Source organism: Haloarcula sp. H-hyl2 (assembly GCF_056934385.1).
In genome coordinates this window covers 1,377,415-1,401,533 of the sequence record NZ_JBRIIJ010000001.1, presented here as the reverse complement: position 1 = coordinate 1,401,533, position 24,119 = coordinate 1,377,415, and the positions used below count along the sequence as shown (strand labels likewise).

Sequence of the window (24,119 nt, the reverse complement as noted above, 5' to 3'; positions counted from 1 at the left end):
CTCAGTCGTCGGCGAGTTCGTCGAGGACAGCGCTGGGGATCTCGTCGCGCATCCCCTCGGGGATGTCCTCCGGGCTCATCTCCTCGACGAACTCCGGGGGCGAGGACTGGTCCTGGCCGCCGAAGTCGGGGTCGAACAGTTCCAGTGCCGTGTGGATCGTCGACCAATCGTCCTCCTCGGCGGCGTCTCGGAGGCTCCGGGTCGGTGCGGCGAGCAACTGCGAGACGATGGCGTCGGCCATCGCTTCGAGGACTTCCTGCTGGTCCTCGTCGAACTCCGCCGCCGACAGCGCCGTGTTGAGTTCGGCGGCCTTGACCTGCTCTGCGCTCTCGTACATCGTCGAGATGACCTCGTCGGCGCGCTTGCGCTTGTACTGGGTCAGCAGGTGGTCGAACTCCTCGTCGACGAGGCGCTCGACCGTATCTGCGGCGGCCTGGCGCTGTTTGCGTGTCTCGTCGGTGACCGACTCCAGCGCGTCGAGGTCGTAGACGGTCACCGACGGCAGGTCGGCGGCCGCGGTGGGGACGTCCCGTGGCTGGGCGATATCGACGACGGCGGTGTCGCCCGCCCCCTCGAAGGCGTCTGTGTCGAAGACCTTCCCGTTGCTCCCGGTCGCGGAGACGACGACGCTCGCCTCTTCGAGGGCCGCCTCCAGTGCGTCGAGCGCGACGGCGCTCGCCGCCGTGTCGATGGCGTCGGCGACGTGCTCGGCGTGGGGGACAGTCCGATTGGCCACGATGACGCGGTCGACGCGCTCTGCCAGGGCCGAGGCGGCCAGTTGGCCCATCTCGCCGGCGCCGACCACCAGCGCCGTCTCGCCCTCGAGGTCGCGGTCCCGGCCGACCAGTCGCACCGCGGCCGAAGCCAGTGAGACGACACCCTCGTTGATCCGTGTCTCCGAGCGCGCGCGCTCGCCGACGTGGATGGCCTTGGTGACGCCGTCCTCCAGGACGGACCCGATGCCGCCGACGCCGCGGGCCTGCTCGTAGGCCGTCCGGAGCTGGCCGAGGATCTGGTCCTCGCCCAGGACGATCGATTCGAGGCCGGCAGCGACCCGGAGGAGGTGTCGCAGACTCTCCTCGTGGTCCATCTCGACGGCCGCCTCGTCGTCGATACCGCGCGTGAACAGTTCGAGTGCGGCCAGGCCGACCTCGTGGGAGGGGGCGACCACGTATCCTTCCGTCCGGTTGCACGTCTGGAGGGCGAGTGCCTCCTCGACGCCGGGTTCGGCGAGCAGTGTCTCGACGGCATAGCGCTGGCTCTCCGTGGCAGCGGTCTCCAGTTGGTCCACGCTCGCGTGCTCGTGTGACACGCTCACGCCGACGATGACTCCCTGCTGGTCTCTCACGCCATCTCACCCGGTAGATCCTCGATCACGTCTGCTAGTACTTGGTGGGGATTGGGTTCGCCCCTATCTAAAGCCTTCCAAAGCTCTCGACTCCTGACAACGTTCCGGACGATGTCACGTCGGCGGTCCGGCTCGACCCCACGGGCCTGCAGTTCCTCGCGCATCTCCCCGACGAACGTCGCCATCTCGCCGGCGCTCCCGTATCGGGACTCGAACTCCTCCCGGAGGTACTTCGACAACGCGGGCGCGCGACCCCCCGTGGCGATCGCGAGTGTGACCGGATCGTCACGGACCGTCGCGGGGACGACGACGCTGCCCGCGTCGCGCTCGCCGTGGTCGTCGGCCCGGTTGAGCAGTGCGCCGGCGTCGATCGTAGCGGCCGCGACGGCGTCGTTGAGGTCCCTGTCGTCCGTCGCTGCGACGACCAGCGCTGGCTTGGTCTGCTCGATCCACTCCTCCACTGCGTCGGCATCGGGGGCTGCCCGCACCCGCTGGGCGCCGCCGAAGTTCCGGTCGGCGAAGGCGGGGCTCACGACGACGACGGTCGCCTCGGCGGCGAACCGACGCGCCTTGCGCGCACCGACCGGACCGCCCCCGAAGACGAGGACGGTCTCGTCCGTGAAGTCGTGCAACAGCGGGATCACGGCTCTGTGGTGGTCTCGACGTTCGCCTCGGCACGTTCGTCCAATCTGATCCCCGTCTTCTTGAGGATCTGTGTCGAGAACAGGGTATCCCAGTCGTCCTCGCCGACGTCCCAGTACTGGGCCATCCGGTCGTGGACCTGCTGGATGCGCCGCTCGCTCTCGTCCTCGCTGCGGCCGTGGGTCATCGCGAAGAAGTTGTACGGCCAGACGCCCTCGTGGCGCGGGCGCTCGTAGCAGTGGGTCACGAAGTCGAACTCGGCGATGGCCGGCCCGACCTCGTCGACGACGTCGTCGGGGACGTTCCAGACCGTCATCCCGTTCTCGCTGTACCCCAGCGCGTAGTGGTTCGGGACCGCGCCGACCCGGCGGACCTTCCCCTCCTGATCGAACCGCTTGATGGTCTCGACGACCCACTCGGTGTCGGTGCCGATCTCATCGGCGACGTCCGCGTAGGGTGTCTCGGTGATCGGCAGGCCGCCCTGGATCGCCAGGACGAGGTCGAGTTCCGCGGGAGTCAGCGACCGGTGGTCGGTCGGGTACACGTCCGGCCCTGCATCCGAACAGTCGACGGACTGGGTCTGTGGCCCCTCGACCGGGAACTTCGCGCCGACGTGGAACTCCTGCTGTTTGGGGAGGTTGTAGGTCGCCTCGCCGGTCTCGGCCTCGATCTCGGCCAGCACTTCGTCGACCCGCTCCTCGTCGGCGACCGACACCACGAACCACATGTTCAGATGTGGGTGCTCGCGCTCGTAGTTGTGTGCGACCTCCGGGTGCGCGTTGACGAGGTCCGCGTGTTCGTCGAAGCGATCCTCGGGGGCGTGTGTCGCGACCAGTGTGGCCGTCCCGCCGATCTCCTCGGCGTTGATGAGGGCGCCGAACCGGGAGAGGACACCCTCCTCGTCCAGCCGCTGGACGCGTTCGAGGAGGTCGTCGGGGGTGACGTCGACGTCGTGTTCGGCCAGTGCGTCGGCGGCCGGCCCGAAGGGGCGTTCGACCACGGGGAATCCGCCCTGGAAGGCGTTCAGGATCGCCCGGTCGATCGACCCGAGATCGGCTGTCATGGACGGCCCTCGGGTTTCAGTGGACATAAGCCACCCGGACGCCGCGCTCGCCAGAGGGCTTTACTGGTTCGGAACCTAACACTATCTGTGGAGATATCGACGCTCGAACTGGGGTTCCGCCTGTTCGTCTTCCTCTGCGTACTGGTCGGTGTCCCCGGGTCGTTCGTCCTCATGTTCCGCGTGCTGGACTACGCGGCCAAGGACACGCTTATCGATCAGTTCGCGGGCAAGCAGGGCCCCGACGCCGGGCAGTTGAACGCCTACTTCGAGCAGGCGGCCGTCGAGGCGGTCACCTGTCACATCTGTGGCTCGGCGAACGGCACCGAGTACACGTACTGTCACAACTGCCAGGAACGTCTGCCGCAGTAGTTATCCTTCGACGCCGGTGACCTCGTAGCCCCGGTCTTCGAGGTCGGCCAGGAGTCCTTCGTGGTCGGCGCTGGCTTCGTAGTAGAACACGAGATCGAACGACCCCTCGCGCAGCAGTTGCTGGCACTCCCAGACGAACTCCTCGCCGTCCAGTGTCAGGCCCTGGTGCTGGTTCGACGCGAACTCCGGGTCGTCGCTGCCCGAGTAGACGAAGGTGTCCTCGGGGGCGATCCCTGCAGCGGCCGCGATCCGCTCGCCGACCTCGATGGTCGCCTGCATCATCTCGATCTCGTCGCTCCCGTCGAACGCGGTGTGGACGATGGTCCCGTTGAGTTCGATCTCACCGGGTTCGAGTAACTGCTTGGTCCGCCGGTAGAGATCCTCGTCGAGCGCGTCAGCGTCAGCCATGGCTGGACGTGCGGACCGACCACTCTAATGCACTTCGCATTCGTCGTCGCTCGAAAAATGCCGTACCGCATGATGCAGCCGACGGTCCGATACCGCCGGGTATCAGTACCAGTGGACGCGGGTACAGAAACCCGTCTTACAGGCGCTTCAGATTGGTTGCCCGGGGGCCCTTATCTGCCTGCTCGATATCGAACTCGACTTCCTGACCCTCTTCGAGGTCGGGACCGCCGACGTCCTCCATGTGGAAGAACACGTCTTCGTCAGCGTCGTCAGTTTCGATGAATCCGTAACCGCCAGTGTCGTTGAAGAAGTCAACCGTACCGGTCGCCATTGCACTAGTACACAGAACCCCAGGGGTATATAAAATGTGTGCCCAAGCAGATGACAGCTCGGTTCGGCCAGCGTCGACTCGTCCTGTCACTACGACCGGGGCATCGGCGTCTGCAATCTCCCCACGCTGGAGCTGTGAGCAAGAACAGTTCGTTTCCACAAAGTCCTTATCGGCTGATTGATATCCTACGAGTAATGCTGGATCGGGTGCGCGACGTCGGCTATAGTGCCTACGAACAGGTGTTGCAGCGGGAGCTCTCGGGCGCACCCGAACACGTCGCGGTCATCATGGACGGGAACCGTCGGTACGCACGGAAGCAGGGTGCGGAGACGACCGAGGGTCACCGGGAGGGTGCCCAGACGACCGAGGCGTTGCTCGATTGGTGTGACGAACTCGACGTCCGCGAGGTGACGCTGTATACGTTCTCGACGGAGAACTTCGACCGGCCCGCGGAGCAACGGAAGTTCATCTTCGACCTCGTCGAGGAGAAGCTCCGGACGTTCGCGGACGCCGACCGCGTCCACGAGTCCGAGGTCTGTATCCGTGCCATCGGGGAACTCGACATGCTCCCCGAACGCGTCCGTGACGCCATCGACTACGCCGAGTCCCGGACCGCACAGTACGACCGCCTCAACCTCAACATCGCGCTGGCCTACGGTGGGCGGGCGGAACTGCTCGGCGCCGCGCGGGACGTGGCTCGCGCCGTCGAGGTCGGCGACCTGGACCCGGAAGCCGTCGACGTCGACACCGTCGAACGGTTCCTCTACGAGGGGCCCACGCGGGACGTCGACCTCATCGTCCGGACCGGCGGCGACGAGCGGACCTCGAACTTCCTCCCGTGGCACGCCAACGGCAACGAGGCCGCGACGTTCTTCTGTACGCCCTACTGGCCGGAGTTCCGCAAGATCGACTTCCTCCGGGCGATCCGGACCTACCAGAACCGGCAGGCGTCCTGGCGGACGACACGCGCACAGCGAGCGCTGGCGCTGGTCCGCTCGCTCGGGAGCCGCGAGGTACCGCAGGCCAGACAGGTCCTCCAGCGGTTCCGGGGCGCGCTCCCCAACGGCGAACGCGAGCAGGCCGACGAGGAGTACGAACTCGCGGACTAGCGGACCGACCCGAAGGGAACCCGACGGATTTCGAGGCCCCCCGCCGGCGTCACGAGCACGGTCAGCGGGCGGTCCTGGTCGGGTGGCCCGTCGAGGTGCCAGTCGCGACTGGCGGACAGCCCCTCGGGTGTCTCGGTCGTCACGCGATACGTTCCGCGGCGGTAGGTCACGCTCTCCTGCTGGATACCGCCCGTGGACTCGACGTTGTACTCGCGTTCGAGGACGGGCGTCGACGCTCCTTCGGGGTCGTAGACGACCGAGACCGAGAGTTCGTGCAGTTCGGTGTGGAGGTTGTGGACTCGATAGCTGGCCCACTGGCCGTCACAGGGGGTCGCGAAGTTCTCGCCGCTGGTCTCGCTGGCGAACACTTCCGAGCAGTCGAAGTACTTGTCTCGGTAGTCACCGGCCCGTACGACGAGGTCGGGGCTGACGAAGTACAGCGCAGGGAGTTGTCCCCAGTCGGCATGAAGGTCGTCGGCGTAGTTGGCGTAGCCCGACGCCGTCGCGAGAACGTAGTACCCGCCGTAGGCCGGCCGGTCGGATTTGGCAGCCCCCTGGACGGATATCTCTTCGACGTCCTGTTCGTGCAGGATGTTGTACGCCCGGGTCCGTTCGAACTCCTTCGCGAACGTCAGGGCGGCGTCCGCTGTCGCCTCGGTCGGCCGGTCCGGGTACTCCTCCGGTCCGGTCGGCGTCGAGGCGTACGTTCCCGTCTCGGTCGGCGTCGCCGTCGGTGTCGAGGTCGTCTCTGTCGCCGTCGAGTCCCCAGTCACGTCCGACGGCCCGTCCGTCACACCGCTACAGCCGCCGACCACACCGGCGGCGACCACTCCGGCGCGGAGGAGCTGACGGCGGGTCGGCGTTCGTTCCATACGCCGGACTCGCGTGGCCACGGGAATGTGTCTTCGGGGCGCTCAAACGGCCGTTTGAGCGACGGAACGTCGAGGCACGGGGCGGTGACGCGGCCAGAACTCCGCTCACCGGCCGAACCGGCGCTGCCGTTCCTGATAGTCCCGGAGCGCGCGCAGGTAGTCCCGCTGGCGGAAGTTCTGCCAGTTCACGTCGGTGAAGTACAGTTCGGAGTAGACCGACTGCCAGATCATGAAATCCGAGAGTCGTTCCGCGCCGGTCTTGATGACCAGGTCCGGGTCGGTCGGGAAGACCAGGTGTTCCTCGACGGCGGCTTCGTCGATGTCGCCGGGAGCCAGGTCCCCGTCCGCGACGCCTTCTGCGAGTTTCGCCACCGCCGTCGCGAACTCGGATTGGCCCCCGAGTCCGATCGAGATCTGGATGGGCGCGTCGGCCGTCCGCTCGTCGTCCGGGCCGCGGACCGCGACCGCACTCGGCGCCCGGATATCGGAGAGTTCGCGGCGGAGCGTCGGGACGACCTCTTCGTCGAGGACGCTGACGTAGACGACGGTCGTCTCGGCGCCGTAGCGGACGGCCCAGTCGAGGAACCGCTCCAGGGTGGCGTACGCGCCGTCGCTGAGCAGGTCCCGCTCGGTGATGACCAGCGCGACCCGTTCGGGGAGGTCAGCGTCGCTCAGGCGCAGTCGTGTCGCGAGATAGCGGTCGTACAGACCCACGCCGACGGCTAGGAGGAGGTGGCGCCTAAAGTTCACGACTCGACGCTGGACGGTCGCCCTCGCGGAGTTCGGAAACGGTAAGTGCCTCTCCGGGGTAGCGAGGAGACGTGACATCGACCGTACGGCGGGCGGCGGGGTTCGCGCTCGTCGGGACGCTCGCACTCGTGGTCCCGCTGGCGACCGACCTCCGGTCACCGGCGCTGGCGACGGTTGCCGCCACCGGTCCGTTCGTCCTCGTCGCCGCACTGGCGCTGACGGTCGTCGATAGCGACTCCTGGCTGTTCGACCTGTTCGCCCGGCCGGGCGACTACGAGGACGGCAAACTCCACGGCCTCGCGGCGTTCTCGCTGGCTGTCGCGGGCCTGGCGCTGCTCGCGGTCCAGTTCTCCATGCCGACCTCGGTGTTCGTGGGGACCGTCTTCGTCGTCGCCTACGGCAACCTCGGGCAGCGGGCCGTCGCCACGGTCAACAGCGACCAGTTCGTCGCGACGGCAGCGTTCGTCGTCGTCGGGTTCGCCGCCGGACTGGCCGGCCACGTCGCCGGCGCGAGACTGGAGGGCGTCCTCATCGCCCTCCCGGTCATCGTGTTCCTGGCCGCGACCGGCCCCCTGGTCGCCGCGCTGTTGCGCTCGGTCCTGTTCGAGCGTGACGACCCGCTCGTCCTGCTCTCGGTGGGGCTGTTGCTCTGGCTGCTGTTCGTGCTCGATCCCGCCGTGGCGACCCAGCGGATCGGTATCGCGCTGGCCGTGACGGCAGTGCTGGGCTACGTCTCCTACGCCCTCGATACGGCCTCGCTGCCGGGGATGCTGACGGGTATCCTGCTCGCACTGCTCACTATCGTTCTCGGGGGCTACGGCTGGTTCGCCATGCTCGTGACGTTCTTCGGTCTCGGTGGCCTCTCCTCGAAGTACCGTTACGACGAGAAACTGGCGCGTGGTATCGCCGAGGAGAACGAGGGCGCTCGCGGGAGCGGCAACGTGCTGGCCAACTCCATCGTCGCGCTCGTCGCCGTTCTGGCGACCGCCGCGAGTCCGTCGCATATCGCGGTCAATCCCGACCTCTTCCTGTACGCGTTCGCCGGCGCCGTGGCCGCAGCGATGACCGACACCTTCTCCAGCGAGTTCGGCGGTCTCTACGACAACCCACGGCTCATCACGACGTTCCGCCGCGTCGAACCGGGGACTGACGGCGGGATCACCTGGCAGGGAGTCGTCGCCGGCCTCGTCGGCGCGGGGATCATCGCCGGCATCGCCTCGGTGCTGCTCGCGTCTGTCGGCTCCGTGGGCGCCGTCGTGGTCGTCGTCGCTGGCCTCGTCGGCATGGTCGTCGACAGCCTGCTCGGTGCGACGGTGGAGGGAACCATCGTCGGCAATCAGGGCGTCAACATGCTGGCCACGCTGGCGGCGGCCATCACCGGGGTCGCACTGGCACTCGGCGGCGGCCTGGTATGACCGGCGTCCGGGAGGCACGCCCGAACGACCGCTCCCGTCTGCGAGCCATCCAGGCGGCGGCACTGGACCATCCCTGGCCGGAGTTGCTGTCGGTCGCCGTCGACGGCCCGCCGGAACTGCTCGTCTACGACGACGGCGAGCCAGTCGGCTACGCACTGGTCGTTCCCGACGAGCCGGTGGCGTACCTGGCCGAACTGGCCGTCGAGCCGGCCCGGCAGGGCGAGGGCATCGGGACGCTGTTGCTCACGACGCTCCTCGACCGCCTCCGCGACGTGGGGTTCGAGACGGTACGCCTGACCGCTCGTGCCGACGACCAGCGGGTCAGGCGATTCTACGAGAATCTGGGGTTCGCGGTCGAGGACCGCCTCCCAGATCACTACGACGACGGGGACGCCGTGTTGCTCACCCGGTCGCTCTAGTCCTCGCCCTCGATGCGAACGTGGACGCTGGTGGGCTGTTTGACGTACTCGCCGTGGGCCGTCGCCACGACGACGTCGACACCGCGCTGGGCTGCCACGTCGAGAAGCTTCTGGCTACACGCCCCGTCCAGGACGACGGTCTCCGGGACCGTCTCGCTCTCGGCGAGCAGCGAGACGACGTCCGCAGCGGCTCCCTCGTCGAGGACGGTCAGGTCCGCGTCGAGGAGGCGGACCTGGCCGCTGTCGGTCCCGACGACGGCGTCGATGTGGTCCGAAAGGGTAGTCACCTGGTCGTGTTGTTCGTCGGACTCGCTTGGATACTCTGGGGTGTCGGCTTCGGACGCAGCCGACTCCGCTGCCTCGGTGACCGAGACGACACTGCCCTCGTCCCCACGTTGGTCGTCGGCCGTCTGTGGGTGTTCGACCTCGGCGGCCCCGTCGGCGCGGGTCGTCTCGCTGCCTTCGACGAGCGCGTCCACGGACTCGGCCTCCGCGACCGCGTCGTACGGGAGTTTGTCACGCAGTGCGGCCATCGCCTCGCCACGGGAGAGGTCCTCGACGGACTTGCCACGCGGTGCGACGGCGACGTAGTCGACGTCACCGACCTGTGCGAGTTCCTTCAGGATGAGGTCGCCGCCACGGTCCCCGTCGAGGAACGCGGTCACGGTCCGGCTCTTCGTCAACTCCGCGACAGCCTCCGGGATGTCGGTCCCCTCGACGGCGATGGCGTTCTTGACGCCGTACTTGAGCAACTGGACGACGTCGGAGCGGCCCTCGACGACGACGATAGCGTCCGAGTCGGCCACGCGCGGCCCCGCAGGGAGCCCCTCGTACTCGGTGACGTCCTCGACCCGGACACGCTGGCGGACCGTCTCGACGATGTCCTCGGAGGTGATGGAGTCGGCCTCGAAGTCGGCCAGCAACTCCGTCGCCCGGTCGACGACCTCCCGTCGCTTGGCGCTCCGGATGTCCTCGATATCGGTGACCGTTATCTCGGCTCCGCAGGGTCCGATCTGTTCGATGGTCTCCAGGGCGGCCGCGAGGATGGCCGTCTCGACCTTGTCGAGGCCGCTCGCGACGGTTATCTCGCCGTTCGACTGGCCGCCCTCGGCGGTGATCTCGACGTCGATCCGGCCGACCTTCTTCGAGTCCTGCAGGTCCCGGAGGTCCAGGTCCTCGCCGAGTAGCCCCTCGGTCTGTCCGAACACGGCGCCGACGACGTCGCTTCGCTCGACGACGCCGGCAGCCGTGATGTCCGCGTGTATCAGATATTTTGCCGTGTCTTGCATCGTTTGGCTCCGAAACTGGCCGGGCCGACCCAGCGGGCGGCCGGACCGCTGTCACTATCGTTCCGTAGACGCGGCGGACCCAAATAAGCTGTCACACGGCGCCGCCACAGGCAGGATCTATGTGCCCTCGACGGACGCGAGTACGTCGGCGGCCGACGCCATCGACTCCAGGGGCGCTTCCGGGTCGTCGTGCTCGAAAACGAGCCACTCGGTCCCGGCCGCGCGGGCGGCATCGACGACCGCCTGGACGTCGAGGACACCCTCGCCGAGTTCGGTCGGCTCGCCCTGTCCGGTGACGTCCTTTATGTGGACCAGCGGGACCCGGCCCTCGAGATCGGACAGGAGCGCCACCGGATCTCGCCCGGCGGCCAGTGCCCACCCGACATCCAGTTCGAAGTCGACGGTCGTCGCCTCGACGAGGCGGTCGAAGGCAGTCTCGGTCCCGACGGGGACGAACTCGTGACTGTGGTTGTGATAGCAGAGCGGCCGCTCCATCTCCAGAGCGAGGTCGTCGAGCGTCCGGCCCGTCTCCGCGACCGCGGCGGCGTCGGCGAAGTGGTCGTCGTCGAGGTACGGCACAACGACGTACGGGGCCCCGAGCGTCTCCAGATCGCTCGTGACGCCCGACGGGTCCGCCCGTAGCTCGTCGGCGTCGACGTGGACGCCGGCGGCGAGCAGCCCCCGTTCTTCGAGCAACTGTGCGGTTTCGACCGGCTCGGACAGCCCCGCCAACTCCACGCCGTCGTACTCCGCCGCGGCGATGTGGTCGAACAACTCGGCCCGCGGCCGCTCGTCGTCCCGAAGGGTCCATAGCTGGATCGCAGTACGCATGTCCGTTGCTGGGACCGCGAGCGTGATATAACCGGACCCACAAAACGGGGCCATGGGATTCGCCGAGGAGCAGATCGACCCTGCACGGTTCCTGGAAGACGTAGAGATGCGCGTCGGCGAGGTCGTCGACGTCGCGGACTTCCCCGAGGCACGCAAGGACGTCTACAGACTCACCGTGGACTTCGGCGACGAGCAGTTACAGTCCGCCGCCGGACTCACTGACGTCTACGACCACGAGGACCTCCTCGGTGCACAGGTCGTCGCCGTGGTGAACCTCGGGACCGTCACCATCGCCGGCTTCGAGAGCCAGTGTCTCGTGACCGGCGTCGACAGCGAGGACGGCGTCGTCCACCTGACGACAGAGCGAGACGTCGAGCCGGGCACCCGCGTGTACTGATACGACCGGCGATACGTACGAGAAGGTGTAGTCCGGAGTATGAAGAAAAATACTCTTCGATATACCGTACCGATAGAACGAAATTGATTTGTATGGGAACTGACTAGCTCGTTCCAACATGAGATACGCGCGGATAGCCGGCTGGACAGTCGTCGCACTCCTCCTGATGGCGCTTTCGGTCCCCTGGTTCCTCTGGCGGAGTTCGCAGGTCGCCGCCGGCCTCCCAGTCTGGCTCTGGTGGCATATCGGCTGGATGGTGCTCGCGAGCGTCGTCTTCGCCGTCTTCGCACGGACGTCGTGGGGGCTCGGAATCGAGGAGGTGCCCGCAGATGGCTGAGACCACGCTCCAGTTGGGCATCGTCGGTGCGTACATGGTGCTGGCGCTGGCGGTCGGCGTCGTCGCCTACCGACTGACCGACCGCAACGCCGAGGACTACTACCTCGCCAGCCGGACGCTCGGGACCGTCGTCCTCCTCTTTACGACGTTCGCGACGCTGCTGTCGGCCTTTACCTTCTTCGGCGGCCCGAACCTCGCGTTCGCTGCCGGTCCAGAATGGATCCTGGTGATGGGGCTGATGGACGGGATCATCTTCGCCGTCCTCTGGTACGTCCTGGGGTACAAGCAGTGGCTGGTCGGCAAACGACACGGCTACGTCACGCTCGGGGAGATGCTGGGCGACCGGTTCGGCTCGACGGCGCTGCGGATGGTCGTCGCCGGCGTCAGCCTCGTCTGGCTGTTCCCGTACGTGATGCTCCAGCAGAAGGGCGCCGGGCAGGCCATCGTCGGGCTGACGAACGGTGCGGTCCCGTTCTGGGTCGGCGCCGGCGGCATCACGCTGTTCATGATCCTCTACGTCGCCGTCTCGGGGATGCGCGGCGTCGCCTGGACCGACACGCTCCAGGGACTGTTCATGCTCTCGCTCGTCTGGGTCGCCGTCGCCTGGATCCTCTCGGCGGTGGGCGGTGCGGGCCAGGCGACGGCGCTGCTTGGCGACTCCAACCCCGAGTTCCTGGCGCTGGGTGGTGGTCTCTACACGCAACAGTACATCATCTCGACGGCGGTGAGTATCGCCTTCGGCGTGACGATGTTCCCCCAGATCAATCAGCGGTTCTTCGCCGCCGGCTCCAAGACCGTCCTCAAGCGGACCTTCGCGCTGTGGCCCGTGCTCGTGCTCTTGCTGTTCGTCCCGGCGTTCATGCTCGGTGCCTGGGCGGCCGGGCTCGGTGTCACCGTCCCGGAGGGTAGCAACGTCGTCCCGGCGCTGCTGGCCGAGTACACGCCGACCTGGTTCGCAGCGCTCGTCATCGCGGGTGCGATGGCGGCGATGATGTCCTCCAGTGATTCGATGCTCCTGTCGGGGTCCTCGTACCTCACGCGAGACATCTATCGCCCACTGGGTCGGTTACTCGGGTCGGGAGCGTCGCGTTCGGATGTCGAGCGCGACCGCAGAGAGACGCTGGTCGCACGCGTGGGCGTGGTCGTCTTCGCGACCCTCTCGTTCGTCGCCAGCCTCTACACGCCGGGGACGCTCGTCCAGATCGGCGATACCGCCTTCAGCGGGTTCGCACAGCTGACCGTACCGGTCGCGCTGGCACTGTACTGGCGCGGGACGACACGCTACGGGATGTACGCCGGTATCCTCGGCAGCCAGGCGTTCTACATCCTGCACGTCTTCCCGGTCGTCGAGACGCTCGCCGGCCTGGTGGGACTGACTGTCACACTCCCGAGCGCCTATCTGGGCTGGACGCCCGGTATCGTGGGTATCTTGCTGGGCCTGCTCCTCACGGCCGGTGTCTCGCTCGTCACCGCTCCTGCTGCGACCGAGAACCGCGCGGCCTATCGCGTCGAGGGTGTCGAAGCCGACTGATCGGCCTCGATGCCGGATGGGTGACACTAAAGAGCCCGCGGCCCCGCGTTCCGGTATGGACACCGAGACCGGTGGCGACCGGAGCCGACTCGTTCGCGTACTGCTCGCGGTAGGGCTGGGAATCCTCGCCCTCCGTTCACTCCGTGGCGGGAAGCGACTGCGCGGCCTGCTTGCTGGCGTCGGCGCCGTCGCGCTGGGCGTCTCCGCGACCGGCGAGAAGGGGCCAGCGGTCGAACCGCTCCACGAGACCGACCACACCGACTTCGATACCGACTCCGGCGCGTCCCTCGACGAGGACGCCGACGTCGCTGTCGTCGCCGACGACGAGACCGCGACCGCGGACGAAGATGTGGGCGACGGAGCCGTTGCGGACGAAGCCGCCGATAGCACCACCGCCACGGCCGGCACCCTGACCTGTGCGGTCTGTGGTGAGGCCATCGTCGCGGGCCAGCGCCGCCGCCCCAACGCCGATGGCGACCCCGTCCACGACGACTGTCTCTGATCGGCCGGCACTACGGCACCGAGCTATCCCGACCGCCTCACTCGGTCGGAAACACACTTCTGTGAGCCGTTTGATTCCCGTGATATGGTCCCGTTTGCCCCGCTGTTCCCCGGCCTCCCGGGGACGACGGAACTGATCGTCGTCCTCCTCGTTGCCCTCCTCGCGCTCGGGCCGGCGACCCTCGTCTACTTCGACGCGGATCGCCGCGAGAACACGAACGCCGTTCTCTGGGCGCTGGTGACCGCCCTGGCCGGGCTGTCGCCGCTCTCACTGTTCGGGAGCCTGCTCGCCTTGGTCGCTTACTACCTGCTGGCGGTCCGAGACGGCTGAGCGCCGAGGGGACTCTGCCGGTGTTTATAAGCGTCCGTGACGGCTGTAGAGGTATGCAGACCCACATCGTCCCGGTCGGGTTCGACTACGACCGGCTCATCGCGCCGCTCGTGCGCGAGCAACTCGACGTGGACCGCGTCATCCTCCTGGAGGGGGCCGTCGGGAGCGAGGCCAACGTCGAGTACTCGCGCAACCTCGCGAAGAAACTGGAGAAAGATTACCGGAACCTGCTGGGGGCCGAGACCGAGCGGTTCGTCATCGGTGACGTCTACGACTACGACGACGCCTTCGAGCAGGCGTTCGAACTCATCAACGCCGAGCTGGATTCGGGCAGCGAGGTGTGGGTCAACGTCTCGGCGATGCCACGCACTGTCTCGTTCGCGTTCGCGACGGCCGCCCACTCGATCATGGTCGAACGCGAGGGCGACCGTGATCGCATCCACACCTACTACACGGTCCCGGAGAAGTACCTGGAGACGGAACTGGCCGAGGAACTCCGCCGCCAGGTCGACCTCCTGCAGGATCTGCAGGCCGGCGGCGACGTCGACGACCGCGTCGACGAACGCCTCGAAACTGCCGTGGACCTGCTGGACGAGTTCGACGAACGCGGGACGACCATCGGGGCCAAGGAGATCGACGGCTCCCACATCGTCGAACTCCCCGTCGCCTCCTTCTCGAACGTCAAACCCTTCGAGGAGGTCATCCTCTTTACCCTGGGCGAACACGGCGAGTTCGAGTCCGTCTCGGAACTGGCCCAGGAACTGGCCCGCGACCTGGGCGAGGAGTACACCGACTCGTTCCGCTCGAAGGTCATCTACAACGTCGACCGACTGGGCCCCGGCGGAAAGGGGTACATCGAGCAGGAGGAACACGGGAAATCCTACCGGACTCGCCTCTCCCGAATCGGTGAACTGTGGGTACGGGCCCACTCGCGGGACGAAGCGGACATCTCGGTCTAGCAGTCGCTCCCGTGTCTGTTCACCCCGCTGTCGCTTTCCGCTCTCGCCGCCTCCCGAAACCGCTCTACTCGCAGTCGTCACTCACTGCTGACCGCCCTCACCGCCGAGTGCGGTCGTCCGCCAGGCCCGCACCGCAACCGCCAGCCTGCCCTTCTCCGGGTTCTCGCGGTTCCACCGCGAGGTTCGGGAGACCGCCGGTCTCCCGGCACGCGGCACGGCGCCCGTTCCCGGCAAGCAGCCGGAATCCTGCGGTGGCGTGGTTCCGAGCAGTGCCGTGCTGTCCTGGCGGATTCCGGGCGAGGCGCGGCCCCGAGCGTGCTGAGGGCGCGGAGAGCGCGACTCCCGAACGGTCGCCGACCGGTGCTCACGAAACGTCCATCGCCTCGTCGGCGTCCATCGTCAGCTCGAAGGTGGCCAGCGCGTCCGGGTACGGGGAGCGCGGGTGGGACGGATCGTTCGTCTTCACGGCCTCGACGAACGCCGCGAGTTCCGACTCGTAGTGTCGTTCGTCGCCCTCGACGGCGATCGTCTCGCCGTCGACCGTCCCGGTAAGCGTGTGCGAGACGAGGTCGAGTTCGAGCCGGCAGTCCTCGGCGACCAGTTCGAGACTGACGTCGTTCTCCGGCGAGGCCGATGTAGAGGCGATCTGACTGACGACACCGGTGTCGTGTTGCATCGCCACGACCGAGGCGTCGGCGAAGTCGATCTCGTCGGTGACGACGCGCTGGCTCCCGAACCCCGCGAGGTCGGTAACGTCACCGCCGAAGTACCGGACGAGGTCGAAGACGTGGGTAGATTGCTCGACCAGTTGTCCACCGGACTCGTCTTTCTGGGTCCACCACGGGAGCGGCGCGACGGCGTCGATCCACCGCCCCTCGATCTGTGCGAGCGTTCGGTCGGCGAGCAGTGTCCGGGCCCGTTCGACCACGTCGGCGTAGCGGAACTGGTGGCCCACTTGCGTGACGAGCCCGTATTCCTCGACGGCGGCGCTGATCTCACGGGCCGTGCTCCGCGAGAGCGCGAGCGGTTTCTCCACGAAGAGGTCGACCCCGTGCTCGGCCGCGAGTTGCTCCTGTCCGTCGTGGGCGAACGGCGGCACAGAGACGACGACGGCGTCCAGGTCCGTCTCTCGAAACATCGTCTCGGCAGTGGCGTACACCGCCGCGTCGTGTCCCTCGGCGAGGTCGCGGGCGCTCTCCTCGGTCCGGGAACACACCGCGTCGAGTCGCGCATCGACCGCGTCGAGGTTGTCTGCGTGGACGGCTGCCATACCACCGGCACCGACGCTGCCGAGAGTGACTGTCACAGCAGCGGAGAGACAGCGGCTACAGATGAACGTACGGGGTCCAAAGAGACCGCAGGCCCCTCCCACGGACACCACGGTTCCCGTGCGGGCCACTCGAAGAAAACCGAAGTCGTTAATCCGTGGGTGGGCTACGGTACACCTAATGGCGCGTCGAGGCACCACCCAGTCCGTTCTCGTACCCGTAGTAGGGGCGCCCAGCCCCAACTAACCCCACCGCCCGACGCCCGCACCGTTTTCGACCGACCAGCGATCAGCCAGATATGAGTGATACACAGGACCCACCGACCGACGAATCGACAGCCGACCAGTCCGACGCGACCCTCGACGGGGAGTACGACCCCCGCGAGGTCGAACCCGCCTGGCAGGACCAGTGGGTCGCCGACGACACCTACGCCTACGACGGCGACGCCGACACCCGCTTCACCATCGACACGCCGCCGCCGACGGTGTCGGGCAACCTCCACATGGGCCACCTCTACCAGTTCACCCTCCAGGACTTCGTCGCCCGCTACCATCGGATGGCCGACGACACCGTCTACTTCCCCTTCGGCTACGACGACAACGGCATCGCCTCAGAACGCCTGACAGAGCGCGAACTGGGCATCCGGCATCAGGACTTCGAGCGCCGGGAGTTTCAGGAGAAGTGCCGCGACGTCTGTACCGAATACGAGGCGGAGTTCACCGAGGACGTCCAGTCGCTCGCTATCTCGGTCGACTGGAACAACACCTACAAGACCATCGCACCGAACGTCCAGCGCGTCTCGCAGCTCTCCTTCCTCGACCTCTACGAAAAGGGCCGCGAGTACCGCCAGCGCGCGCCGACCATCTGGTGTCCGGACTGCGAGACGGCCATCTCGCAGGTCGAACAGGAGGACGAGGACAAACACACGAAGTTCAACGACATCGCCTTCGACCTCGTCGCGGACGCCGACGGGGCTACGGCCACGGAGGACGGTGAACACGAGACGTTCACCATCTCGACGACCCGTCCCGAACTGCTTCCGGCCTGTGTCTCCGTGTTCGTCCACCCCGACGACGACGAGAACCAGCACCTCGTCGGCGGCACCGCGCGGGTCCCGCTGTTCGAGCAGGAGGTTCCCATCATCGCCGACGAACGCGTCGACATGGAGACCGGCAGCGGCATCGTCATGTGCTGTACCTTCGGCGATCAGAACGACATCGAGTGGTACCAGGCCCACGATCTGGACCTCCGGCTGGCCATCGACGAGTCCGCGACGATGACCGAACTGGCCGACGAGTACGAGGGGATGAGCACGACCCAGGCCCGCGCGGCTATCATCGAGGACCTCGACGTGGAGGGGTACCTGCTGGAATCACGGGACCACGAACACACCGTCCAGGTCCACGAGCGCTGTGGTGTCGAGGTCGAGTATCTGGTCACCGAGCAGTGGTACATCGAACTGCTGGACAAGAAAGACGAGTACCTCCAGGCCGGGCGTGAGATGGAGTGGTTCCCCGAGAAGATGTTCAGCCGGTACGAACACTGGATCGAGGGGCTGGAGTGGGACTGGTGTATCTCCCGCCAGCGCGACTCGGGCATCCCGATCCCGGTCTGGTACTGTGACGAGTGTGGCGAACCGATCCTGGCCGACCCGGAGCAACTCCCCGCGGACCCGCTCTCGGACGACCCGCCTGTCGACGGCTGTCCCGATTGCGGTCACGACACGTTCACGCCCGAGGAGGACGTCTTCGACACCTGGGCGACCTCCTCGCTGACGCCGCTGGTCAACGCCGGCTGGGACTGGCACGCCGACGGCGACGCTGGCGGCTCTCGCTCGATCACCGACGGGACCTTCGAGATGGAGATGCCGGAACTGTACCCGTTCGATCTGCGCCCACAGGGCCACGACATCATCTCGTTCTGGCTGTTCCACACGGTCGTCAAGTGCTACGAGCACACCGACCAGGTCCCCTTCGAGAACGTGATGATCAACGGGATGGTCCTGGACGAGAACCGCGAGGCGATGTCCAAGTCCAAGGGGAACGTCATCCCGCCCAGCGAGGTCCTGGAGAACTTCCCGGTCGACGCGGCCCGCTACTGGGCCGCCGGGACCTCCATCGGCGACGACTTCCCGTACAAGGAGGGCGACCTGGAGGCCGGCGAGCGCCTCCTCCAGAAGCTCTGGAACGCCTCGCGACTGGTCGATCAGCTCACGCCCGCCGCAGCCGACGTCGAGGACGTTCCGGAGAGTGACCTCTCGGCGGTCGACCGCTGGCTGCTCGCGGAACTCGACGCGACTGTCGAGTCGGTCACGGAGAAGTTCGAGAACTACGCCTTCTCGAAGGCCCGCAACGAACTGCGGTCGTTCTTCTGGAACACCTTCTGTGACGACTACCTGGAGATTGCCAAACAGCGGCTCTCCGGCGAGCGCGACGCATCGACGGAGTATACGCTGGCCACGGCCCACCAGACCTTCCTGAAGCTGTTCGCGCCGTTCCTGCCCCACGTCACCGAGGAACTGTGGAGCCGACTCTACGCCGGTGACGACGGCTCCATCCACACGACCGACTGGCCCACCGCGGGCGGCTACGAGGCGGATCTGGCGGCCGGCGAAACTGCGATGGAGGTCGTCTCCGCGCTGCGGCGCTACAAGACCGAGAACGGCCTGCCGCTGAACGCCGACCTGGACACCGTCGAGGTGTACGGCCACGTCGCCGGCTTCGAGGACGCTATCGCCGAGGCGATGCACGTCGGCAGCCTGGAGACCTACGAGGACGCCCCGGACATCACCACCGAGATCAGCGATATCGACCTGGACTACTCCATCGTCGGCCCGGAGTTCGGGAGTTCCGTCGGCGACATCGACGCCGCAATCGAGAGCGGTGACTACGAGATCACCGGCGACACGCTGGTCGTCGCCGGCGAGTTCGAACTCGACGCAGAGATGTTCACGGTCGAGGAGTCCCAGACATACTCCGGCGAGGGCGAGATGACCGAGACGGCGTCGGCCGTCGTCGTCGTCCGGTAGTCACGGCGACACGTCGACGGTCGCGTCGACCGTGGCATCGGTTTCGGTTACTGCCGGGAGGAGCAGCCGAACGGTCGTCCCCGCCTCGTCCCCGTCGAACCGGAGTCGTCCGTCCGACTGATCGATGATGGACTTGATGAGATAGAGACCGAGCCCCTGGCCGTGTTCGAGCGGTGACTTCTCCGTGTCCCGAAGCGCCTCTCGCTCGACCGCCGGGATCCCCTCACCGTTGTCGGAAATCTCGACGCACCAGTCGGTGACGTCGTCGCCGTCCCGCTCGATGGGCCGTACGACGACCTCGATCACGAGTTCGTCGGGATCGTTGTGTTCCAGCGCGTTCTGGATCGCTTCTTCGATAGCGGCGTCGAGTTGTGGGTGTGCGACGGCGGTCGCCGAGGGCGGCGTCTCCGTGTCGATGGTCGCTGGTGTCGAGCGCTCGTCGAATCCAGTGACGACGGATTCGACCTGTTCGACCACATCCATCTCGATGCGTCTGTCGGTCTGGAGCACCTCCTGGATGAGCCTGGCCGTCTCGCTCATCGCTTCGAGTTTCTCCAGGTGGGCCTGGATCCGTTCGTACTCGCCGTTGACCGATGCCACGCCGTCGAACGCGATTTCGAGCCAGCCGTTGATGACGGTGAGTTCATTCCGGATGTTGTGTCGTAGCGCGCGATTGAGCACGCTCACCTGTTCCTGGAGCTGTCGTGCCCGCTCGGACTCCGCTCTGGCCTCCGCGACCCTGCTGGCGTAGGCCACGTAGTAGTGGGCGATGACCGTCGCCATCGTCGTCCCGCCGGCGCCGGCGAGCAGGACCGCGTAACCGGCCTCCGTCAGCGGTGACCCGCCACCCATCTGGACCCACTCGATGAACACGACGAAACCGGCCCCGTAGACGCCGCCACCGAGCAGGAGTATTGCTGCCGACAGTATCTCGTCGTCGGACGGGCCGAGCTTGTGGAACCGATAGCCAGCGTAGACGAGCACGACCGAGAGCAGCAGCGGTGGCAGCGAGCGGACGCCGACGCTGGTGACCGGTCCGGCCCGGCTGACGGCGTGGACGACGCCGAGCGTGGCGCTCACCCAGGCAAACAGCAGATGAGCGAGCGCTGGCCGGACGGACACGTCACGCATGTGCCTGGAAAGATAGAGGCAACTATTGGTTTATTAATATTATTTATATCGATCTAGATGTCGGGCGTGTTCGGCTGCTTGCCGAGGCCCGGAAAACCCTAAGCGGACGGCGGGGGAGATTCGAGTAACGTGACACCGTCCCTGTTCGACCCCGGACTGGCGTCTATCACCGTCGCCGAGACGGAACTGAGTGACGTCGACGGCGAGGCCGGCGAACTCGTCGTCCGCGGCTACCCTATCGAGGAACTGGCTGCCAACGCCACCTACGAGGAGTGCGTCGCGCTGTTGCTTGCGGGGGACCTACCGACGAGCGAGGCGCTCGCGTCGCTCCAGTCGGAACTGACCGACCGCCGCACGATCGGCGACCCCGTCCGCACGGTCCTCCGCGCGGCGGCCGACGACGACGTCGACCCGATGGACGCGCTCCGGATGGGGATCGCAGCAGCGGACCTCGGTGTCGACGAGCACACCCCCGATGCGGTCGCGAGGCGGGTCGTCGCGGTCGTCCCCACCATCGTCGCGACCTACTGGCGGTACCGGCAGGATGCCGCCCCGGTCGCGCCCGACCCGGACCTGGGTCACGCCGCGAACTACCGTTACATGGTGACCGGCGAGCGGCCGTCGGCCCCGCAGGCCAGGGCGCTGGAAACGTTCCTCACCACTGTCGTCGACCACGGGCTCAACCCGTCGACGTTCACGGCCCGGACCGTCGTCTCGACGGAATCCGACCTAGTGTCGGCGGCGACTGCCGCCGTCGGCTCGCTCAAAGGGCCACGCCACGGCGGTAACCTCCAGCGCGTATTCGAATTGCTTCGGCGGGCCCAGACCGCCGACGACGTCACCGCAGTCGTCGACCAGACGCTCTCCGAATCGGACGAACTGCCCGGCTTCGGCCACCGGATCTACGAGGTCCGGGATCCGCGGGCGGCGGTCCTCTCGGCCGCGATGGAGCGGTTACCGACTGCCAGCCAGTTCCGTGCGACAGTCAGTGACCTCGAAGCGGCCGGTGTCGCAGCACTCGACGAGCGGTACCCGCGCCGGCACGCGGCTCCGACGGTGGAGTTCTACGCAGCAGCACTCTTGCACGCCGTCGACGTGCCGCCGCCGCTGTTCACGCCGACGTTCGCCGTCTCCAGAGTCGCCGGGTGGATGGCCCACTGCCGCGAACAACTGGCCGACAACGTCCTCGTCAGACCCGTCTCGCGGTACGTCGGCGCGACCGGGCGCTCGTGGACGCCCATCGCGGACCGACCGGCGCAGTCGGCGGTCGAACCCGTCTCGGAGACGCTGACGACGCTCTCGGAACCGGCGCGGCTGGAGATACTGTTCGCCCTGTCCAACGTCAGGGGACCGCTGTCGTACTCGGCACTGCAGGAGCGGACCTCCATCGATGACAAGGGCCGATTCAACTACCACCTCCGACAGCTCAGAGGGTCGTTCGTCGCCGACGACGCCGAGGGGTACGCGCTGACGCAGGCGGGCGAGCAGTTCGTCGACACCGTCCTCGCGGGCGACGTGTTCCCGGCCGAGGACTGACGGGGCGACTGCCCCCGAGAGAAGTCAGCTTCTCCACCGTTCGTCGGGATGCCGCGATTAGACCGAGAATCTCCCATCTCGCTGCCGCTATCGCCACAGCGATGGCCGGCAGGCCGATATCTCAGCAGTGGTGAAGAAGCTGATTTCTCCGAGCGTTTACACGTCCCGCCGCGCTAGTCCTGCTGTCGATGTTCAGAACGCGTGCTACCCGTTTCGTGTCCCCCGACGAATCGACCGTGCCGAGCTGGCCAGTCGTCGAGCCACCGGCGAGCAGGCCCGCCCGGTTCCAGATCAGCGACACTTCGGCAGTGGAGGCCGGTAGTCGATGAGTCAGGACCTCCGACCTGGGCTGGAAGGCGTGGCCGTCGCCGAGACGCGCCTCAGTCAGATCGACGGCGAAGCGGGTGAACTGACGATCGGTGGGTTCCCCGTCGACACGCTCGCCCGGAACGCCGCCTTCGAGGAGAGCGTCTTCCTCCTGTTCCGGGACCGTCTCCCGACGGCGACCGAACTCGCCGAGTTCCGTGCCGACCTGGCCGGTCGCCGAGCCATCGGCGAGGAGGTCCAGGCGGTCCTGCGCCGCGCGGCTGCGGACGGCGCTCCTGCGATGGACGCGCTCCGGATGGGTGTCGCGGCGGCGAGTCTCGGCACCGACGCCGAGGATTCGGAGACGGCCGCAAAGCGCGTCGTCGCGGTCCTGCCGACCATCGCCGCGACCTACTGGCGGTACCGCCAGGACGAGCCACCCGTCGCGCCGGACCCTGAGTTGGGTCACGCCGCCAACTATCTCTACATGCTCACCGGCGACCGACCGGCCGAACCCGCCGTCCGCGGGCTGGAGACGTACCTGAACACTGTCGTCGACCACGGTCTCAACGCCTCGACGTTCACGGCCCGGACCGTCGTCTCGACGGAGTCGGATCTGGTCTCGGCGGCGACGGCAGCCGTCGGCGCACTCAAGGGGCCGCTCCACGGCGGCGCACCTGGTCCGGTGCTGGACATGCTCCAGACCGTCCACGAGAGCGGCGACCCCGAATCGTACGTCCGTGAGACGCTGTCGGCCGGCGACCGACTGATGGGCTTCGGACACCGGGTGTATCGCGTCCGCGACCCGCGAGCAGCGGTCCTCTCGACAGCCGCCGCGAAGTTCTACGAGACGGCCGGCGACGAGGCGTTCTACGACACCGTCGAGGAGTTCGAGACGGTCGCGCTGGAGGTTCTGGCCGAGCACAAGCCCGACCGGGCGCTCGCGACGAACGTCGAGTTCTACACCGCCGCGCTGCTCCACGGCGTCGGCGTCCCGCGGGACCTCTTCACCGCGACCTTCGCCGTCTCGCGAGCCGGCGGCTGGATGGCCCACTGCCTGGAGCAACTCGACGACAACCGCCTCATTCGTCCGGTCTCGCAGTACGTCGGTGCGACCGACCGGCAGTGGACGCCCGTCGACGAGCGGTGATCATGCGCGCCGTTTCAGCTTCTCGACGCGCGTCGCCAGTGCCAGGAACGTAGCCACCAGTGTCAGCACCACAGCCCAACCGGCGGCGAGGTCGTGGGCGGGAAGCGAGTGGTCGAGCCCTCCGGCGACGATCTCGGCCCTGAGGACGGTGTGGTGTGGACCGCCCAGCACCGGGACGAAGTAGTCGACGACGTCGTTGAAGCCGTACCAGAACGCGGCGACGGCGACCGAGCCCACCGAGAACGACGCGTAGCGGTGGATGAGGAACGCCTCGACGGCCATCGCCAGGTGCGAGAGGATCAAAAACCAGTAGAGCCAGGCGGCGATGCCCCCGGGCCCGTTGATGACGAGTTGAACGTACGGCGTCCAGAGTCCGAGTTTGATACACCCGAAGAACGCCAGCATGTGTAGCCACTCGACGTCCCAGTCGAGTTTCCAGGCGGCAAAGGAGAGTCCGATGAACATCGTCGCGACGGGCGAGTCGGGGATGAGCGGGTACGCGAGCGGCGGCGCCGCGCCGAGTTGGCCCTCGACCAGCGGCGGCGCGAGTTCGAGCGGGCGGCCCGCGTAGTACCAGAAGCCAAAGAGCGTCCCGACGAGGTTGACGATGGCGATGGGCCAGGCAAGGCGCAACCCGACGTTCTCCAGCCACTCGGGCAGCGGCGCGACGTACCACGGGAGCCCCTCCGTGGCCGGAAGTCGCCCGTCGAAGACCTGCGCGACAACCGACTCGATGCGCCCGCCGAGTGTGGTCATGTCCGGTCGGTGGGGAGGCGCTGGCAAAACGGTAGCGGTCGG

Annotated in this window: 25 protein-coding genes; 13 read left to right on the top strand and 12 right to left on the bottom strand. The window is 67.2% G+C overall.

Going from position 1 to position 24,119, the window contains the following annotated elements:
• Position 1: 1 nt before the first annotated feature.
• The 3 genes from hemA to ahbB are packed head-to-tail and all read right to left on the bottom strand — an operon-like array spanning position 2 to position 3,053.
• Positions 2-1,348: a glutamyl-tRNA reductase gene (gene hemA, locus Hhyl2_RS07180; RefSeq protein WP_483550054.1), complete on the bottom strand. Its 1,347-nt coding sequence runs from the start codon at positions 1,346-1,348 to the stop codon at positions 2-4.
• Positions 1,345-1,992 carry a precorrin-2 dehydrogenase/sirohydrochlorin ferrochelatase family protein gene (locus Hhyl2_RS07175; RefSeq protein WP_483550053.1) on the bottom strand — a complete coding sequence of 216 codons (648 nt, stop codon included), beginning with the start codon at positions 1,990-1,992 and terminating at the stop codon, positions 1,345-1,347. Before Hhyl2_RS07175 ends, hemA begins: the two co-directional genes overlap by 4 nt.
• Positions 1,989-3,053, bottom strand: coding sequence for a siroheme decarboxylase subunit beta (gene ahbB / locus Hhyl2_RS07170; protein WP_483550052.1), 1,065 nt, complete (start codon positions 3,051-3,053; stop codon positions 1,989-1,991). Before ahbB ends, Hhyl2_RS07175 begins: the two co-directional genes overlap by 4 nt.
• An 87-nt stretch (positions 3,054-3,140) precedes the next feature.
• Here ahbB and Hhyl2_RS07165 point away from each other — a divergent pair, with 87 nt between their 5' ends.
• Positions 3,141-3,422, top strand: coding sequence for a DUF7577 domain-containing protein (locus Hhyl2_RS07165; RefSeq protein WP_483550051.1), 282 nt, complete (start codon positions 3,141-3,143; stop codon positions 3,420-3,422).
• On the opposite strand, the gene Hhyl2_RS07160 is transcribed toward Hhyl2_RS07165, so the two are convergent.
• Entirely contained in the window at positions 3,423-3,830 is a 408-nt protein-coding gene (locus tag Hhyl2_RS07160; protein WP_483550050.1) for a DUF5778 family protein, read from the bottom strand. It lies immediately after the preceding gene.
• Between the two features lie 136 nt (positions 3,831-3,966).
• A complete protein-coding gene (locus tag Hhyl2_RS07155) occupies positions 3,967-4,161 on the bottom strand; it encodes a cold-shock protein (RefSeq protein ID WP_162319255.1) in 195 nt (64 codons plus the stop codon).
• Between the two features lie 194 nt (positions 4,162-4,355).
• Between Hhyl2_RS07155 and uppS the strand changes: the two genes are divergently transcribed.
• Complete coding sequence (gene uppS, locus Hhyl2_RS07150) at positions 4,356-5,270, top strand: polyprenyl diphosphate synthase (protein ID WP_483550049.1); 915 nt, start codon at positions 4,356-4,358, stop codon at positions 5,268-5,270.
• Here the strand turns inward: uppS and Hhyl2_RS07145 are convergent.
• Positions 5,267-6,142 carry an Ig-like domain-containing protein gene (locus tag Hhyl2_RS07145; RefSeq protein ID WP_483550048.1) on the bottom strand — a complete coding sequence of 292 codons (876 nt, stop codon included), beginning with the start codon at positions 6,140-6,142 and terminating at the stop codon, positions 5,267-5,269. The genes uppS and Hhyl2_RS07145 overlap by 4 nt on opposite strands.
• Before the next feature lie 105 nt (positions 6,143-6,247).
• Positions 6,248-6,856, bottom strand: a complete 609-nt coding sequence (locus Hhyl2_RS07140; protein WP_483550047.1) for an undecaprenyl diphosphate synthase family protein — start codon at positions 6,854-6,856, stop codon at positions 6,248-6,250.
• A gap of 107 nt (positions 6,857-6,963) precedes the next feature.
• Here Hhyl2_RS07140 and Hhyl2_RS07135 point away from each other — a divergent pair, with 107 nt between their 5' ends.
• Positions 6,964-8,307 (top strand): DUF92 domain-containing protein, encoded by a 1,344-nt coding sequence (locus Hhyl2_RS07135; protein ID WP_483550046.1) that lies wholly within the window; start codon positions 6,964-6,966, stop codon positions 8,305-8,307.
• A complete protein-coding gene (locus Hhyl2_RS07130) occupies positions 8,304-8,726 on the top strand; it encodes a GNAT family N-acetyltransferase (protein WP_483550045.1) in 423 nt (140 codons plus the stop codon). The genes Hhyl2_RS07135 and Hhyl2_RS07130 overlap by 4 nt, the downstream gene beginning before the upstream one ends.
• Here Hhyl2_RS07130 and dnaG read toward each other — a convergent pair.
• A complete protein-coding gene (gene dnaG / locus Hhyl2_RS07125; protein ID WP_483550044.1) occupies positions 8,723-10,015 on the bottom strand; it encodes a DNA primase DnaG in 1,293 nt (430 codons plus the stop codon). The two genes, Hhyl2_RS07130 and dnaG, sit on opposite strands and share 4 nt — an antisense overlap.
• 117 nt (positions 10,016-10,132) lie before the next feature.
• The gene (locus tag Hhyl2_RS07120; RefSeq protein ID WP_483550043.1) at positions 10,133-10,846 is read right to left on the bottom strand and encodes a sugar phosphate isomerase/epimerase family protein; all 714 of its coding nucleotides are present in this window, start codon (positions 10,844-10,846) and stop codon (positions 10,133-10,135) included.
• Positions 10,847-10,898: 52 nt separating this feature from the next.
• On the opposite strand from Hhyl2_RS07120, the gene Hhyl2_RS07115 reads away from it, so the two are divergent.
• The 6 genes from Hhyl2_RS07115 to Hhyl2_RS07090 all read left to right on the top strand — a co-directional run bounded on the left by Hhyl2_RS07115 (position 10,899) and on the right by Hhyl2_RS07090 (position 14,902).
• Positions 10,899-11,243, top strand: a complete 345-nt coding sequence (locus Hhyl2_RS07115) for a tRNA-binding protein (protein WP_483550042.1) — start codon at positions 10,899-10,901, stop codon at positions 11,241-11,243.
• Positions 11,244-11,361: 118 nt separating this feature from the next.
• Positions 11,362-11,580, top strand: a complete 219-nt coding sequence (locus Hhyl2_RS07110) for a DUF3311 domain-containing protein (RefSeq protein WP_483550041.1) — start codon at positions 11,362-11,364, stop codon at positions 11,578-11,580.
• Positions 11,573-13,111, top strand: a complete 1,539-nt coding sequence (locus Hhyl2_RS07105) for a sodium:solute symporter family protein (RefSeq protein WP_483550040.1) — start codon at positions 11,573-11,575, stop codon at positions 13,109-13,111. The genes Hhyl2_RS07110 and Hhyl2_RS07105 overlap by 8 nt, the downstream gene beginning before the upstream one ends.
• Positions 13,112-13,166: 55 nt before the next feature.
• Positions 13,167-13,613, top strand: coding sequence for a YgaP family membrane protein (locus Hhyl2_RS07100; RefSeq protein WP_483550039.1), 447 nt, complete (start codon positions 13,167-13,169; stop codon positions 13,611-13,613).
• A gap of 84 nt (positions 13,614-13,697) precedes the next feature.
• Positions 13,698-13,943 (top strand): hypothetical protein, encoded by a 246-nt coding sequence (locus Hhyl2_RS07095; protein WP_483550038.1) that lies wholly within the window; start codon positions 13,698-13,700, stop codon positions 13,941-13,943.
• A 53-nt stretch (positions 13,944-13,996) separates the two neighbouring features.
• Complete coding sequence (locus tag Hhyl2_RS07090; RefSeq protein ID WP_483550037.1) at positions 13,997-14,902, top strand: HFX_2341 family transcriptional regulator; 906 nt, start codon at positions 13,997-13,999, stop codon at positions 14,900-14,902.
• Between the two features lie 364 nt (positions 14,903-15,266).
• Here Hhyl2_RS07090 and Hhyl2_RS07085 read toward each other — a convergent pair whose 3' ends face one another.
• The gene (locus Hhyl2_RS07085; protein WP_483550036.1) at positions 15,267-16,208 is read right to left on the bottom strand and encodes a Gfo/Idh/MocA family protein; all 942 of its coding nucleotides are present in this window, start codon (positions 16,206-16,208) and stop codon (positions 15,267-15,269) included.
• Positions 16,209-16,468: 260 nt separating this feature from the next.
• On the opposite strand from Hhyl2_RS07085, the gene Hhyl2_RS07080 reads away from it, so the two are divergent.
• Positions 16,469-19,198, top strand: coding sequence for a valine--tRNA ligase (locus Hhyl2_RS07080; RefSeq protein ID WP_483550035.1), 2,730 nt, complete (start codon positions 16,469-16,471; stop codon positions 19,196-19,198).
• Here the strand turns inward: Hhyl2_RS07080 and Hhyl2_RS07075 are convergent, their stop codons facing one another.
• Positions 19,199-20,329, bottom strand: a complete 1,131-nt coding sequence (locus Hhyl2_RS07075; protein WP_483550034.1) for a sensor histidine kinase — start codon at positions 20,327-20,329, stop codon at positions 19,199-19,201.
• 129 nt (positions 20,330-20,458) lie between these two features.
• On the opposite strand from Hhyl2_RS07075, the gene Hhyl2_RS07070 reads away from it, so the two are divergent.
• Positions 20,459-21,865 (top strand): citrate/2-methylcitrate synthase, encoded by a 1,407-nt coding sequence (locus Hhyl2_RS07070; RefSeq protein WP_483550033.1) that lies wholly within the window; start codon positions 20,459-20,461, stop codon positions 21,863-21,865.
• A 325-nt stretch (positions 21,866-22,190) separates the two neighbouring features.
• Positions 22,191-23,321, top strand: a complete 1,131-nt coding sequence (locus tag Hhyl2_RS07065; RefSeq protein WP_483550032.1) for a citrate synthase — start codon at positions 22,191-22,193, stop codon at positions 23,319-23,321.
• Here Hhyl2_RS07065 and Hhyl2_RS07060 read toward each other — a convergent pair whose 3' ends face one another.
• Positions 23,322-24,077, bottom strand: a complete 756-nt coding sequence (locus tag Hhyl2_RS07060; protein WP_483550031.1) for a DUF1405 domain-containing protein — start codon at positions 24,075-24,077, stop codon at positions 23,322-23,324. It lies immediately after the preceding gene.
• Positions 24,078-24,119 lie beyond the last annotated feature (42 nt).